The sequence below is a fragment of the Vagococcus elongatus genome, from assembly GCF_003987645.1.
Lineage (GTDB): Bacteria > Bacillota > Bacilli > Lactobacillales > Vagococcaceae > Vagococcus_A > Vagococcus_A elongatus.
On the sequence record NZ_NGKA01000008.1, the window covers coordinates 59,654 to 75,171 of the forward strand.

Annotated in this window: 19 protein-coding genes; all 19 read right to left on the reverse strand. The window is 36.1% G+C overall.

Annotated elements, in window-relative coordinates; genetic code table 11:
* Positions 1-13 precede the first annotated feature (13 nt).
* Complete coding sequence (locus tag CBF29_RS06460) at positions 14-223, reverse strand: hypothetical protein (RefSeq protein ID WP_126808647.1); 210 nt, start codon at positions 221-223, stop codon at positions 14-16.
* 59 nt (positions 224-282) lie between these two features.
* Positions 283-498: a hypothetical protein gene (locus tag CBF29_RS06465; protein ID WP_126808650.1), complete on the reverse strand. Its 216-nt coding sequence runs from the start codon at positions 496-498 to the stop codon at positions 283-285.
* Positions 491-790: a hypothetical protein gene (locus tag CBF29_RS06470; protein WP_126808653.1), complete on the reverse strand. Its 300-nt coding sequence runs from the start codon at positions 788-790 to the stop codon at positions 491-493. The genes CBF29_RS06465 and CBF29_RS06470 overlap by 8 nt, the downstream gene beginning before the upstream one ends.
* A 13-nt stretch (positions 791-803) precedes the next feature.
* Positions 804-1,124, reverse strand: coding sequence for a hypothetical protein (locus tag CBF29_RS06475; RefSeq protein ID WP_126808655.1), 321 nt, complete (start codon positions 1,122-1,124; stop codon positions 804-806).
* Entirely contained in the window at positions 1,118-1,660 is a 543-nt protein-coding gene (locus CBF29_RS06480; RefSeq protein ID WP_126808657.1) for a hypothetical protein, read from the reverse strand. The genes CBF29_RS06475 and CBF29_RS06480 overlap by 7 nt, the downstream gene beginning before the upstream one ends.
* Positions 1,661-1,692: 32 nt before the next feature.
* On the reverse strand, positions 1,693-2,349 hold the full coding sequence (locus CBF29_RS06485) for a hypothetical protein (RefSeq protein WP_126808659.1): 657 nt from the start codon (positions 2,347-2,349) through the stop codon (positions 1,693-1,695).
* 26 nt (positions 2,350-2,375) lie between these two features.
* Positions 2,376-2,702 (reverse strand): hypothetical protein, encoded by a 327-nt coding sequence (locus CBF29_RS06490; RefSeq protein ID WP_126808661.1) that lies wholly within the window; start codon positions 2,700-2,702, stop codon positions 2,376-2,378.
* Between the two features lie 13 nt (positions 2,703-2,715).
* Entirely contained in the window at positions 2,716-3,060 is a 345-nt protein-coding gene (locus tag CBF29_RS06495) for a hypothetical protein (RefSeq protein ID WP_126808664.1), read from the reverse strand.
* Positions 3,061-3,104: 44 nt separating this feature from the next.
* On the reverse strand, positions 3,105-4,286 hold the full coding sequence (locus CBF29_RS06500; protein ID WP_126808666.1) for a hypothetical protein: 1,182 nt from the start codon (positions 4,284-4,286) through the stop codon (positions 3,105-3,107).
* A gap of 226 nt (positions 4,287-4,512) precedes the next feature.
* A complete protein-coding gene (locus tag CBF29_RS06505; RefSeq protein WP_126808668.1) occupies positions 4,513-5,523 on the reverse strand; it encodes a helix-turn-helix domain-containing protein in 1,011 nt (336 codons plus the stop codon).
* 75 nt (positions 5,524-5,598) lie between these two features.
* Complete coding sequence (locus tag CBF29_RS06510; RefSeq protein WP_126808670.1) at positions 5,599-7,704, reverse strand: PHP domain-containing protein; 2,106 nt, start codon at positions 7,702-7,704, stop codon at positions 5,599-5,601.
* Between the two features lie 64 nt (positions 7,705-7,768).
* Positions 7,769-8,923, reverse strand: coding sequence for a PD-(D/E)XK nuclease family protein (locus CBF29_RS06515; protein ID WP_126808673.1), 1,155 nt, complete (start codon positions 8,921-8,923; stop codon positions 7,769-7,771).
* Between the two features lie 109 nt (positions 8,924-9,032).
* Positions 9,033-9,554, reverse strand: coding sequence for a deoxynucleotide monophosphate kinase family protein (locus CBF29_RS06520; RefSeq protein WP_126808675.1), 522 nt, complete (start codon positions 9,552-9,554; stop codon positions 9,033-9,035).
* A 9-nt stretch (positions 9,555-9,563) separates the two neighbouring features.
* Complete coding sequence (locus tag CBF29_RS06525) at positions 9,564-10,631, reverse strand: DNA primase (protein WP_126808677.1); 1,068 nt, start codon at positions 10,629-10,631, stop codon at positions 9,564-9,566.
* A gap of 14 nt (positions 10,632-10,645) precedes the next feature.
* Positions 10,646-12,082, reverse strand: a complete 1,437-nt coding sequence (locus CBF29_RS06530; protein WP_126808679.1) for a DnaB-like helicase C-terminal domain-containing protein — start codon at positions 12,080-12,082, stop codon at positions 10,646-10,648.
* Between the two features lie 12 nt (positions 12,083-12,094).
* Positions 12,095-12,433: a hypothetical protein gene (locus CBF29_RS06535; protein ID WP_126808681.1), complete on the reverse strand. Its 339-nt coding sequence runs from the start codon at positions 12,431-12,433 to the stop codon at positions 12,095-12,097.
* A gap of 11 nt (positions 12,434-12,444) precedes the next feature.
* On the reverse strand, positions 12,445-13,194 hold the full coding sequence (locus CBF29_RS06540) for a hypothetical protein (RefSeq protein ID WP_126808683.1): 750 nt from the start codon (positions 13,192-13,194) through the stop codon (positions 12,445-12,447).
* Between the two features lie 12 nt (positions 13,195-13,206).
* Positions 13,207-14,439 (reverse strand): hypothetical protein, encoded by a 1,233-nt coding sequence (locus tag CBF29_RS06545; RefSeq protein WP_126808685.1) that lies wholly within the window; start codon positions 14,437-14,439, stop codon positions 13,207-13,209.
* Between the two features lie 58 nt (positions 14,440-14,497).
* Complete coding sequence (locus CBF29_RS06550) at positions 14,498-15,478, reverse strand: AAA family ATPase (protein WP_170170012.1); 981 nt, start codon at positions 15,476-15,478, stop codon at positions 14,498-14,500.
* Positions 15,479-15,518: the final 40 nt, after the last annotated feature.

Here is a 15,518-nt window from a genome sequence, read left to right on the forward strand (position 1 = left end):
CACTCAACCTCTTCTAAACCTGTTTAGTTTTTAATTTATCGCCACACATTGGACAATACTTAATTGTTCCGCTGCAGCTAAATGAGCTATCTACTGAGTATGCATCGTAGCTAATCTTTAGTCTGTTCATACGAACGAATACTTTAAGTCTTGACGAAAAATATTCTCCGTCTTCAAACTCAACCACTTCAATCGCCTCTTCATTTTCACAGAATCCACACATAGACTTGCCCTCCTTCTGTCATTGATGCCTCTTTATAAAAGACGCATTTTATTAACCGATTATTTAAACTTTTTGTAACTTCGTTTTAAATCTTTTTTACGCACAATCTGCTCTATACCATCGGAATTACGAAATACCCTACCTCCAGTTTTTTGATAAATCTCACCAGTCCACATTACTACATCCCCAGTTTCAAATAAGTGAAAGCAAAATGGCTCTCCTTCTACAATCTCATATCTTCTATCCATATATTTCTTCTTTTGACGTTTATTCATTTTTTTCACCATCATCTTTCTCTGGCACATTGTATCTTTTCGCCTCACCAGTGTGCAGGTCTATATACCCAATTTCTAGATAGGTAGAATCATTGCCTCTCAAACAATAGCGTGCAGTTTTTTCTAAGATGCCACTTTCTGATGGCGATGTTTCTATAATAGACTCAATCCCACTGACGCATTCAGTGTCAAATAAGAGCCATAATTTAAGATGTGTATCTTCTACTGGAGCTGTTATGCAAGTGATATCAGATATTTTAATATTTCTTGTTTTGTCTGCACTGCTAAGCATTTCATACCTCTTTCTACTGCTTCTTATAAGCAGCCTTTAATTTACTTCCTCTTGTAAACATAATTTGTGTATACATGACAACCATTGGTTTCTTGTATTTCATTCTTATAGCCATGCCAACTGAAATCCAGTCACTTCCTGTATATTTCATTAACTTCCTCTTGGCAGCCAATCTGATGTAGTAATAATATATCTGTAGTGGGATTGCTATAATCCATAAGATAGACCAGACTAAAGTGTCGATTACAAGTCCCTGCTCGTAGATCGCATAGCCACAAATTCCAACGAATATTGTAATAGCAATGAATACATATAAAGCTGCGTATGTTAACATGATTCCTCCAGTGAAGCCTCTAATTCTAGAAGCTCTTCTTCTTTTTTATTTTTATATTTGTTTTTGGTTCGTTTATGGAAATAGGCTTCCTGTTCCTCAGTAGCAACTTTGAATGCTCCTTGACCAGTGGTTAGAGACATATCATCTAATCTAAATGAGTAAGTTCTTCCATTGCCTTTTCTCTTCCAGTTTACATATTCAAGAGTTATGCCAAATTGTCCTACATCTATAACCATTGCTAGCCATGATTCATCCCTTCCAAAGAAGTCGTTCTTCATAAACCAGATTGACCCAACTTCAATGTGCTCTCCCCATTTGTTCATTCCATATGGTAAAACCTTCCAGCTATCGTTAAATTCTTCGTATGTTATATCAGATGTTTTAACTCTAGTTCCATCTTTACACCTAAGATTGACTCTGACCTCCTTGTGAGATCCGTTATCTCCTTTTGATGAAGTAACCATCGTTCCAGTTTCGCCTGTCTTCACATTTAAGGCTTCTCTACTTCTATACATTGATACATATTTTACAGCCATTAATTTCACTTCCTTTAAATCGATTCTAAGATCTATTTGTGAATGATTACCCCTTTAGGTTTTGAACTTGCACCAGAATCTCCCTCTGACGACTTGCTATTTTTTACGAATTTACTTCTCAGCCATTTCCAAAAAGTATCGGTTTCTTTTAAGCGATTGTTTTCTTTTTCTAACTTTTCTAACTTACTTTTTAATTCTGCAATATCCTTGTTCTTATATCGAACACTTGTGTCAAGACTTTTGTTCTCTCTAATAAACGATTGTCGTTGAAGTTTAAGGTGAGTAACTGTATTTTTAAGTTCACCATTTTTAACAACCAGTAAACTATTAGCTTTATGAGCATTTAATAAGCTGGACTGAGTTACACCCAGGAACTCGATTGATCCAAGCTCGCTATTCACTGTAAAACCAGCAACTGGAACATCTAATACCTGTGCTAACAGTAATTCAATATTATCTACATAAACTTCTGTTTCTAATCTTGATTTAGAACTGCCTTTTAATGATCCCTTTTTAACATCGTTATATGTAACGACTTCAATATTTAACCCCATCATTTCAGCCTGTTCATAGATAAACTTTTGCTGTTGATGATCTGATACTAATATTGGCACGCCTCTTAAGGCTGCCTCTTTAATTACTCTTGTTGTCTTTCCTTCTGCTCTGCCACTTGTAAAAATTTTTAACATTCCCATTCCTCCTAAGTTGTAAAAAATTATGCTACATTAGAAAATGCTGTCATGCCATCGTCCGTTAATACGTACCACGCTACTTTTCTTCCAGTCGAATTGTCTTTAACTTTGCCGCTAACTGCCACAAGTCCCGCTTTAACCAATTCATTCAAACGTGGATGAACTTGATTTCTCTCTGGTGTAGCGACCTTTCCTTCAAAATGTAGGTGAGCTGCTAATTGTTTAGCAGTTACACCATTTTGAAATTCGGTTTGCATTGTTTGAATAACTAACTTTTGACGTGTTTGAATCGCTCCAGTTTTCTCCATTAAAAACGAATTATTTCTAGTTGCAATCGTTGTTGAACTCATTTCTCTTTTCCTCCTATTTAACCTGTTCCAAGTGAATTGATTCTAATGCACCAGTCTCATCATTAACCTCAAAGCTTGTCGCACCATAAATCTCATCGTTATAGTCCATATCAAGTTCGATTAATAAGACTGTAGGATTCTCCTTGTCTAATGCAGCTGCTACAATTCTGTTATCCGTCTCAAGTAATTGTCTACCAACCTTTTGAACCTCGTGATAGTATTTTAGAACCTTTTCTGGAATTTCCTCTCCAACCTCTTTGTAGCTGGTGAACTTTTCGTCCAGTAAGGCGACTGTTTCATGTAAAACCTCGTCGTTTAAAATTTTTGATTGTAAAACCTTTTTGATCTCTGTATTCATAATATACTCTCCTTTATATAAGTTGTCAATACTTATGGTTAATTTTATTTATCTTTCTTTTTTGCATCGAATAATTTGTTCTTACGAATAGATTTAAGTCGTTTAACCCAGTATTCCTTTTTGGTTTCTGATTTAACCCATTTAGATCCAACTAGCTCATTCTTAGGCTTGTTTTCTCCTTCTACAATTTCAATTAAATCTCCTGGTTCAAAAGGAACATTATTGTAAAGCTTCGATCCGACCTTGATTTCAACCATTTTGCCATGTTTGATATTAAATACTCTGGCGGTTGTTCTCGTTTTTCTGACAATTATATCAGTAACAAAAGCATATTTTCCAGGAATGTGTTCGAATGATGTTGTAACTCGACCAGTGTAGAATAGTTCGTTCTCAAGTGTTTCTACGGCCTTATAGTCATCAATCTTTTTACTATTGAAAGCATCTAATATCATATTAAAGTTCTTGAATTTACCTGCATACGTTTTGTTTTTTGGTTTATATTTATTATTAAATAATTCATATGCAGTCATTAATTGTTTAGGATTTCCAAATTCTGAAAAGTAGTTTAATTTAATTAATGGCTCCATATTTCTCTTATCTAAAGATGGAAGTGGAGTACCAATGACTTCATACTTATCTGGATTGGCTTTAATATCCTTGTCTAGTGCCTTAACTTCCTCTTCTGTATACGTTGTGTAAATTTCGTACAAACCTTTAACTTTACCATCAATTACTAAGCTTGTACCATCTTTGATACGAAGCATGAACTCAATCCAGTTTTTAAATTCTTCATCTTTTAATGAATATAAATCGTCTCCAGATCTCATATTACAGTTCTTAATAGGTGAGGTTCCTTGATAGATTGTTTTTGTTTCAGTATCCATGAAGTATTCACCTTTTGAATATCTGAATTTTGGTTTTTCTAGTTTAATATTTTTAGATTCAGCATATTCTAAAAGTTTAACCGTTTTCTCCTGATCTCCGCCCCATACAATTAAACCTGCAGTACAAAATTCAACTGGATAGTAGTATCGTAACCATGTACAGATATATCCAATATAGCTATATGCGGAGGCGTGATTAATGGAGAAGCCATAGTTTACTGAGTCTAGGAATACTTGTACAAAGCTGTCTGCAACTTCTGTAGCATGTTCTTCCGTATCTCCGTATTTTTCTACCATCGTTCTAATGAATGACGGTTTGATTTTAGGAACTTCTTCATCCATTATTTTATGATCCTTTTTCGATTGTTGTTAACCTGTAGCTTTTTATCTACAGCTCTGGAGGTTTCCCTCATTTCCATCTGACGGTCATTTCCGCCCCAGTCTAGCATACATTTCCACCCTCGTTTAACGTTAGGCTCTTTTGAGGTATCTTTTATAAAGATACGTGAGGAACACTCGTGGTGGCATTATATTCTCTTGCGAGGTTCAGCCACTATGCGTTACGGTATCAAACGGCTTTATCCCTTTTGATTACCTCGGTATTAACATATTGATTATATACTTTCGTAAATTTTTGAAATTTTCTATCTAGCCAAAATATATCCTTTGAGTAATATAAATACTCATATAAAGCCAACACGTCTCTTATTCTACTAATCCTTAGACTAAGTATGTTCGAACCATACTTACTCATATCAACTAAGTTGTTGGCACTCTTGGTTAAAACATATTCGTTTTTGAGAATTTTATCTAATGTCACTCCGAACTTCTCATCCACGCAAAATGCTGCATAACCTTGACAATTATCAACGCTCTTTACTTTTCCTGTTATAGTACCGTCTCCATCAAAATAACCTCTAATAAAGTCTGGATAGAACCTTTTAGGAATTTCTGGAAACTCCAGGTTGGCACATTGTTTACCCTTTACAACGTTATATTGTTTAAGATCATTGACAATATCAATGGATCCCAGATAGCAAACCGTATACAAGTGGCCTCGTCTTTCATAATCTTTCTTAACAGCAGTTGGACAAATTTCTGAGATAATAAAATCAATTATCTCCTCATCCTTTTTTGCACATTCAAGACGTAACAACTTTCCAGTAACTCTTCCATCTGCTGTTAGGTATCCTAATACGTAGGCCTTATTTGAGTTGTCGATTTCTTTAAAGTAGTCGTGAACGGTATTTCTATTATAATTCCCCCTTCCCTGTCCTCTGGAGTATCCACCGTTCTTTACTGTCAACTCAATTGTTTTTTGGTTACACCTTTCCTTGAAATGTCTCTCCCAAATTTCAACAGAGTTTAGATATTCCTCGCAGTACAGGGTCTTAACCAGGTCTTTCTCTTTGGCTGTCAGAGAAAAAGCGCTTGTTCTTCCACATTTTTTAAGAAATCGTCCAATCGTCGTATCACTTCTATTTAAGATATTGGCTATATCTACATTTGTATATTTTTCATCATTTAATTTAAGTATAGTTTCTTTCTCACCATCTGTGAGTAATGTTCTTTTCGTCATTTATACGCTCCTTAAGAGTATATAACCAACTTAGTCTCCACCGATTTTGCTCCTTTACGACTAGATGTTTCCATTCTAGCTAGGCAAAAATTTACCGATTCCTCGTCTTATTAAGTCAGCCTGTGCTGTACTCCAGCCACAAAACTCTTCTAAGAACGCGGTCTGTTGTTCTTGATATACTAAGTATCCAAGTGTATCTTTAAAGAAATCATTAAGTGCCTCATGACCATTGTCGTGAAACTCACCCATTAATATTGAGTCAATCGTTGATGCTCCCGACGGCCTTTGCGCAGCGTTCAATAGGCTTAACAGGTCTATCATTTTTAAATCTGGATTCTGTTTTCTAATCTTAGAAATAACCTGCGGCTGAAATAGATCTTTTACCAGTTTTCCAGCTCTAACACCTTCAAATTGAAAAATTCCAATATTTGACTCCCTCATTGAATCCCATACTTTTTCATCCTCAAAGTCTATTATATCCGTTGAGTCTGGAGTTAATCTAGGTAGCCCAACTAAATCTGCAGTGATGTTGATTAATCCCATGTTATCCAGTCCAAGAACGTCAAGTTTAACGAAGTTTAAAAAGTCTACTTCTTTCATTGTTAACTCCGTCACTGGATAGTCCCATTTTGAAATTGTCATTGTCCCCATTTCAGAATCGAGATCTCTAGTTGTTACAACAACTCCAGCCGCATGTCGGCCTATTGACGTCATAACACCAACTACTTTGAACGCTGTATCGAACAATTCTTTATGCGCTTCGTATAGATCGAAAGGATAATCGCCGTCATCATCTATTTTCTTGGTTATTTCGTTTGTTACATCGGCGTTATAGCCCATTGATCTACCGATATCCTTGATTGCGCCTTTCAGTCCAACTGTATTCTTAGTTACAATACTTGCGCATGTTAGGTCTGGATGCTCTAATAAGAACTTCTGAACCCTATCTCGGTCTGGCTTATAGTAGTCAGAGTCTATGTCTGCTAGAGAGATACGCTCTGGATTCATGAACCTCTCAAAGTTTAGTCCGTGTTCTATAGAGTCCATTTCTGTTAATCCTATCAGATATGCTATCAAGCTACCAGATACAGATCCACGTCCATATCCAGAGTAGATCTTCTCTGGCTCCGTAAAGTCTTTCACTGTTCTCTCTAGCAGCATATAGTTAACAGAGCCTGTCTTTTTATATGTTGCATATTCGTGTTTAATTCTTTTAGCATATTGCTTCTGAGTCTCTTTTGGAAGTCTCGCAATATTTCTTGTTTTTAATCCTTTTTTGATTCTTTTTTGAAACTCTTCTTCTGGGTTATCGTAAAGCTGAGGATACTTAATCGATCTCTCAAACTCAAATTCCTCTATAGAGTCAACTATAACCATCGTGTTATCTAAGGCTGTCTCAACTTGCTCTCTTGTTAATACGCCTTGAGTTTCGAATGATTCGATCATTGCGTCTCTTGACTTAGCTGTTAAGTCTAATTCATCCTCTCCAGCAAATTCAATTTTTTTGGCCTTTTTCATAATCTGTCTTAAATTGTCGTGCTCTTCATTAAGTGCATGAACATCATTAGTTGCTACCAGATTCATTCCATGTTTTTCGGCCATTCTCAATAGGATTTTATTATATTGAACCTGTTCTGGATCTGTATGAGGTTGAACCTCTAAATAAACTCTATGTTTATTCTCTGCGAAAAAGTTCATCCATCTACTAAATGCTTCTTTGTTTTTGTTTTTTGCGTGCTGCCATAATGGATTCCCCAAACATGCGGTAAGGATAATAATGTTATCACTTGTGTTTTTAATCTCTTCAAAAGAGTTACGAGGATTGAAATAATAGTGTCCGTCTTCTCTATTATGTGCGATAGATGAAAGTCTATTAATCTCTTTAACCCCTTCTTCATTTTTTGCAATCATCGTTAAATGATAATTATCCCTAACCTTTTCGTCCAATGACTCTGTTACATATGCCTCTATTGCGTGAATGTATTTAAGTCCAGCTTTTTCAACCATTTGCTTCTTCTGAACCCAGTTTAATATCGTACCGTGTTCAGTGAAAGCTACGGCTGGTGCTCCCTGCTCTTGCGCCAATTTAATATAATCCTCTGGTTTACTCACACACTCGAACATATTACTATTGCTGCGATCAGAATGCATATGTAAATGTACAAATTGTTTGTTACACATCTATTTACTTCCTCCCTATTCCGATAATCTCCAGTTGCCTGGAGTTGTAAAAAACTTATGCTATTTAAGCAAATAACTCATCAATATCATCTTCCGTCATATCAACTGAGCTATTGTGTAACCTTTGTTGCTCCTGGTACCCTTTATGAAGATGAAGTAATCCAGAAAGTTGTTCATAGTAAAATTTGTTACTAAAATCAATCACAGGCTCTGGAAATGCTGCCTCTAAATCGTCTGACGCTTCTAGTTCCAGGCACTCTTGACATTTTTCAGATAGCAATTTGTCCAAAGCATCAGCATCTTCTTGAGTGACTGGTACATCAATATAACAATTCTCTACTCTGAAACGATCTTTAACCGATTGAGGTAAGCAATCCAGAGATTCCTCTTCTACTGCTTGATCAACCAGGTCATCAATCTCTACTAAATCAAGGTCTGGACAAGTCCATTGAATTGCCTTTCTGATATTATTAGCAGACTTAGAAACCCATTCCGTTCTTAGTTTTCTAGAAGGTTTAAATTTACCTTCTTCTTTGATCTCACCTTTTGAGTTCGTTTTATCTTTCATCTTGAAGTAGACATTAACATATTTCATCATATCAAAACGAAGATTCATTTCCTCAAACGGAATATTAAATCTCTGACTAACTGCCATAGAATACAACAGTAACTGTCTTGATTTTTCCTTTAATGATTTTCCAGTAAATCCAGTATCTGTCGATGACTTATAATCTACAAGGTGAGTGATACCTTTATCATCTTTATAGATTGAATCGACATACCCAACAAATACAAGCGGCTCGCCAGTCTTAGCAAGTTTTGTTTTATAAATTACTGGAAGCTCATTACGAATTTTAAAGTTTGGAATTTCAGTATTCTGGAAGTAGTGCTCTAAAGATGAGATATATGTTGCCTCAGCCTTTTGGCTTGTAAACTTCATGCCTCTGTCATTTAATCTCCACTCTTCAACCTTATCATTAAATACGTCGATCATTTTTTCGTACGGATAATCCCCGTCGATATGATCCTGGATGGTATCATGTCCGATGGTTCCAAATAATGTATAGATATTCCCGTCGTTGTAATTTCCCTCTAGGTACTTCATTCTATACTCCCAGGCGTGATCGACGTAGCACGAGAAGCGTGACCAACTCCATATTCTATCTACTCCATACTTCTCTTTAAGTGCATTTGTTTGTTCTCTTGTTAATCTAGCCATTCACTATCTCTCTCCTTTATTTAATACTAAAAGGGATGTACGGCAGCGAAAGTCTAATTCAACTACCACCATCATACATCCCTTTTATATAGTTGTCAATACTTATGGTTTATTTTAAATTTAATAATTTACTATAAACCTCACCGACAAGCTCTGGAATACCTTTGTTATTATTGATTACAATATCTGCTCTTACATCATCCACAGATAATTCAGTTTCATGATCGAAAGCTTTTAGGTCAAACTTTTCGACCGCTTCGATTCTTCTAATTCTAGTTTCTGCATCAGCTACAACTTTTACGATTGTATAGCCAGCTTCTCTAAGCGCTAACTCTTCATTTCTCTGACGAACGTCGCTTATTACGATTAACGATGGATTGTGAGACTCAATTCTCTTAAGCATCTTTTTAATCCATACATGAGAATCAATTTCTCTCATATCCTGGCCAATCTTTTGGTATAACGCTCTCTTTGAAAGGCCATGCTCGCCATCTGAAAATAATAGCTCTACAGTATCACCAATTCCAGCACCTAGCTTATATTCAGAATATCCGTAATCTGATAAAATCTCTGCTACAGTGTCTTTTCCACTTCTCATTTTTCCAACAAGTGCAATTTTCTTAATACTCATTTTTCTCTCCTAACTAACCTTTACTCTCCATTTCAAGAGGTAGTTCCATCTTTTAACTCCTCTGTCTATTGGCGAATCTTTATCTTCTAATATTTTAAATTTATCATAGATATAACTTGTTCTTCTAAACCCAGATACCTTTTTGCAAACTGATTCCAAATACTCCTTGCCATCGATTTTCTCGTCTCCAACCATGATATCCTTGTCAAATGCGAAAACTATCTCTGTATCTGATGGTGTATTTTGTATAATAAATCTAAGCTGAGACTCGGAAAGTTCGTCATGTCCACCAGTCGCAACAGAAAAGCCTTTTCCTTTTTCTATAGTAAACTGCTTAAGAACTGACTTCTCACTCTCGAATATAATCAGCATTTTGCTATCAATTACATTTTTATAAGCCTTATCAAAGCCATATAGATTACCAGTCTTCTTATATCCTTTAATATAGTTCCAATACTTTGGAACATCAAACTCTCTAGCAAGCTCTGAACTCATAGTTGTTCTACCTTTGATTCCAACAACTTTATCGTGCTCCAGCCAGTCATAGTGAGGGAATATAATCCTGCTCTTAACTGGATCAAACATGATATCAAACTGCTTTAAAACAGATGGCGATATCGCCTCTTCAAGCATCGATACATGATTTCTTTTTATAAATCTGTTGAGTACATCTTTGTCATGCTTCTCGTTTTCTGTATCAGCTCTTCTTTTTTCGCGAGCTTTTAGATTCCTAATATCAGCTAGAATGTCCACCTTTTGAACCTGCTTTTTGTAACTATTACTTAGATTAAAAAGCCTGTGTATCTCGCCCATAATCTCACCAAAGCCAGAATCGTTGTATTCTTGAATTAGCCCCAGTATATCTCCGTGATAGTTAACCATACTGTCATAGCTTGAAGCAAAAAGATCATCCTCGTCTAGCCTAATTGATATAGCTGTACTATTAGTTCCAGTCGGTGAAGCACATCTGATTTCTTCTCCAGCTCTCCAGAAATCGTGAAATTCAAAATGTTCCAATACCTTAATGATTCTATCTTCGTCCTCTTTAAGATATTGCTTAAGCTCTTTTGATTTCATTCTGCTCACCCTCTCTAATAATCTTGAGCTACTTTAGTAAATCCAATATCTTTCATTGTGTTGCGACCTTTATCTACTTTAAAGACGAGCTGATTTTCAGTTGATCCACGTCTATTCTTATCGATGAATGCAATCATGTACTCTGCCTCTTTTTTCAGTAATGGCTTAGCCTCTCTATCTCGCTTCTTCTTGATTAGAAGGCCATCATTTCCTTTTTCGCTCTCTAAAACATTTCTAATTAATATAAGAGTTGAAACAACATCCGCTACGTTTTTACTCATACCAAGTGATGTTTGATCCAAGAACCTTGTTCGCTGAGTCTTTGTTAACTGATAAGTAACCCAAACATGACAATTATGAGCTGATGGTTTAACGACGTTGTATAGTTTAACCATATTTTGCTGTAATTGAAGCCATGAATTATCTCCTAATGATGATCCAAGATCATTATCTAATTTCAAAGTATCAATGATGAAGTATCTTACATTTTCTTGAATAATATATCTTCTCATTAATCTAATCGATTTATCCATGCTAAATGTATTGAAGTTAACGAATTGAATTAATCCATCTTCTAGTTTTTCTTCCATCCACTCTACGGCCGCATCTAACGACTTGTGCTCGTCAGCTGAGAAATCTCCTTGATGAAATCTGGATTTTATAAAGTCGCCTTCTTGGATATTGTTGATGTGCCACGTTAACATATCTTGCTGCCATTTACCCAGGTCTTCCTCATTACACATGACAAGTAGTTTTTCTTCATTCTCAATCATCGCAGTTAATGCTTGGTTGAGCGAAAAATTCGTCTTGCCAGATCCGCTTGCTCCAGCTACCATTGTAATATTACCTAAAGCCATTCCATTGACTGTGGCGTTTAGCATTCTAGAATATACAGGTAGTCCGCGAGTTAAACCTTCGTCAGCCTTCTTAATCATTCCTCTGATATCATGCTTGAAATCTAATACTTTCTCTTCCGTTGTTCCCTCTGCGAAGATTTTTCCAATCTTATCTTCTACAGTTGCAGCAAGCTCTTCATAAGATAATTTGTTATATGCAGCCCATTCACTTTGAATGTCATAGCCGTACATATTCAACTTGCGTAAAGCTTCGTATCTCATTACCTCTTTATAGTAGACATCAATATTGTTTGCTTCTATTAAATTCATGCTTTCTGCGATTGTTGACCATCCACCAGCTCGCTCAAATAGTTTTTGCAGCTTATCACTTTGCTGTCCCATATACACTTCCACATTCACTGAGTCGATCACTTGATAGTTCTTCTTCTCAATCATTTGTTCCAGGATCATATAATATAATCTTGTATTCCCATCTGTAATGAATGATTTATCTAATTTATATTCAAGAAATAAATTAACGTCGCTATACAAGCTAAAAACATATTGTGTATCGGCAACTTTTTTATGGTGTAATAACTCCTCAGTAAAACTCATCTATAAATCCCCTTATACCTTATTTTCTCCCTCTAATGCTGATCTTGTGACTAGTGAATATAACAATTCAACACTGTCAAATTCATTGCTTTCAGATACTTCTAACATTACTGACGCAAACTTTAAATATGTCTCATCAGTTATCTTCCATCTTTTCACTTCATCTACGATTCTCATTGTTTCAGATAAAGTTATTTGCAAAACGTCACTCCACGAAAATCTATAGTCAACAGCGTTAAATAGCTTTGCATACATTTCATCAATTGATTTTTTATCAAAGTCCACAACACTGCATCGAATAGTGTGATCGTTCTTTCTTAAAAATGCCTGGATAGTCTTTTGTAAATTCATTTTAAATCCTCCTAGTTAAACATGCTTTCTAGCTCATCAATCTCTTGTTTCTCTCTCTCAAGATCCTCGTCTATCTTACTCTTAACAACTTTTACGCGACCTTTGTCTACCTTGTTTTTAAATGGTTTATATTCAACTTCCATAATTTCATCTGGAATAGATTCTAATTTCTTCTCTGTTTCCTTTTTCTTCTCAACTCGCTCTGCTATAAAGTTGATGTTATTGGCAATGATAGTCATAACGTAATTGACTTGATGATCTCCATTTTTCCACTCGCTATTCTTTCCTAAAGCCTGTCTAATACTTGGAGTACAGTACAGTATCGTAAGTCTAATTTCTTCATACGTGTATCCGCGTTTGATATTTTTAACATTCTCCCCTTTAGGATAATACTTACCAATTCTCAAACCTCTCAGCCTTAATACAGCATGTTTGCTTAAAGGCCTACCCTCTTTGATTCCCATAACTGTTCTAAACGCTGCATAACACTTACCCCATTCGGAGTTCTCTGCCAGAGTTTCCTCTTCATATTCAATCGTATCCATGTACTTTGTAGCACATCCGATGTGAACATTTCTTGCGACGTCGATAACCTCACCAGTTCCCTTATTTAAGGGGACTTGAACTGATGCCAAGTCTCTTTTTAACGTGATATCTTTGCCGCAAAAATAGCAGAGGACTGCCGTTTCTGATTCAACAATTGCGCCTTTCATCTTATTCTTAGGCTGTTTCTTCTTCTTGGTTTTTTTCTCCTCTGCCATCTAATTAGCTCCTTATAATTTAATTTTTCTAATCTCGAAATCTTCTTCGTCAACAAGAATTACACCTTGAGATCTAGAAGAAGACGTATTAATCGTTTTTAAACTGTACTCATCGCTACCTTTAATTGATCCAAACGTTGTAACGAACTTATTCAATCCAACTTCCTTCATAGTAAAATGGTGGATGTGGCCTGCTGCTAATACATCAAAGTCGATTCCGTAAAGCATAGATTGCTCAGCCAGAACGCTTTGTTTTTTGATCGGTGTTAAATCTCCGTGAACGAATAAGAAGTTTCGACCATAGCTACTTCCTACATAGTGATATGGTTCAGTTGCCTCAAATTTAATCTTCGTATCGGAATACTTAACAAATGTCTCAATGATTCTATTGATAACATTTACTGCCCCATCTGAATAAATGGTGTCATTCTTAGAACTCATGCGATCATGGTTTCCATTAAATCCTGTATATGTTACTTTTACGTACTGTGATAACTTTTGTAAAAATGCAATTATTAACTCTGCTGCATCAGCTATTTGTTCTGATAATGTCTTATCGACAGAATAGCCTTGTCCATGACGCATATATGCTGATTCGATAGCGTCACCCATATTTACAACGTGAATCTCTTCTACATTTTCTTTTGTGGCAACATCGATCAATTCATCTGCATACTTCATTAATAACTCTTCGGCAATGTCGATATTGTAAGTAAAACCTTCCACATCAACAATTGCTCCATAATGGAAATCCGAAAGACCAGCATACATTTTTCTAACTTTTAAACGTCTGTCAACAACTGGCGTAAATCTAACACTAGCAAAGTCTTTTTCGCTTAGAGCACTCTCAAGAGATTCTATCAAAACAATCTCCTTGCTTAACTCTCTTTTAAGTCTGCTAAGTCTTAGGAACTCTTGCCTAGCATCAAGCTTGTTGTGTTGAATCATTCCAATTTCATTCTTAATTGACTCAAGTTTTCCTTCTGCAACCATGTCTGCATATTTTTCTACTTGTGGCAGCACACCGCGAGCTTTTCGCTCTGCTTTAATCATTTGACGATAAGCCTCGCTATTTTCGGAATCATCAAAACCTTCCTCGATCATCATTCTTCTGTGTGCAGCCCATGATACACGACGACTTGGACTCGCCTTTTGCAACTCTTCTACAAGCTCCAACGACGCATCCAAGTGCGATTCGCTTACCTTTATTTTTTCTCCACTTTTATTGGTGTAGCTTCTTCCCAATTAATATCAGCTCCTACTATCAATATTTTTGAGAAGAATCCCTATTTACTATTTCTCCCTACCTAAACTCTTTTACTAATGCTAGTACCTTCTCTTCTTGTGAGGCAGTCATTTTACTCAAGCTCTTAACTCCCAGGTCTTCTTTAATTGTTTTAAGAAGTCGAGCGCGATCCTCGTCTCTGCCTTCACTTTTTAGAAATACTGACAATTCAGCAACCTTCGTTTTTGCATCTTTTTCTTCTTCTGCAGCTTCTTCTCTGTATGCCTCCTGTGATCTTTCTGATCCTTTGGCAAACGATGTCCCCAAGGTCTCTTTACCCTTCATTTTCTTCGTACGCTTGTCCCACATGCTAAATTTAGGGTTCTCGATCACGTCGCCAGCTTTGTACACTTTTGTACGGTCTTTGCCAACTTTTGCAAAGTATTTAGTGTCTTCGCCTTCTCCTTCTTTGAAAAGAGTTAATACGATATCGTAATCATATTCGGCTTCTTTTTTCATATTTGGTTTCGTTCCAATTACTTCATAAGTTCCAGCCTTTTTATCGAATTTCTTAATATCATTCTCTTGTGCAATTGAAATAATGTTAATACCAGCTCCAGATGCGTCAATTTTAAAGTTTTGTAATCGCTCTGCAATTTGACCAATTTTTCCATATGAGCGAATGCTTAAGTTACTATCCAGCGGATCTCCGCCTTTTTTAACAGCTTTTCGCTCTTCCACCGTCATAATGGCTTGGTTGATATCGCCATAGAATTTCGATTCTGAGTCAATGATAATTGATTCGATACCATATTCCTCTTGGTTTTCCATAATGTCGTCGATGGCCTCTTCTAGCTCGTTGTATGACTGAGTATTAGCGACAAGCATAATGTTTTTTCCTTCTGGCTCATCTTCATATAGAGCAATTCCAGCCTCACTATCAAGCACGGCAGACTTTGGTGCAGTAAGTCCAAAAATGGACTTACCAACACCAGTTTTACCAATTACTAAAATTTTCAATCCTATACGTTTACTTCCTGGTTTTCTAAATAATGTCAATGTTATACTCTCCTTTTAATTTGTATTCAATTCTTATGGT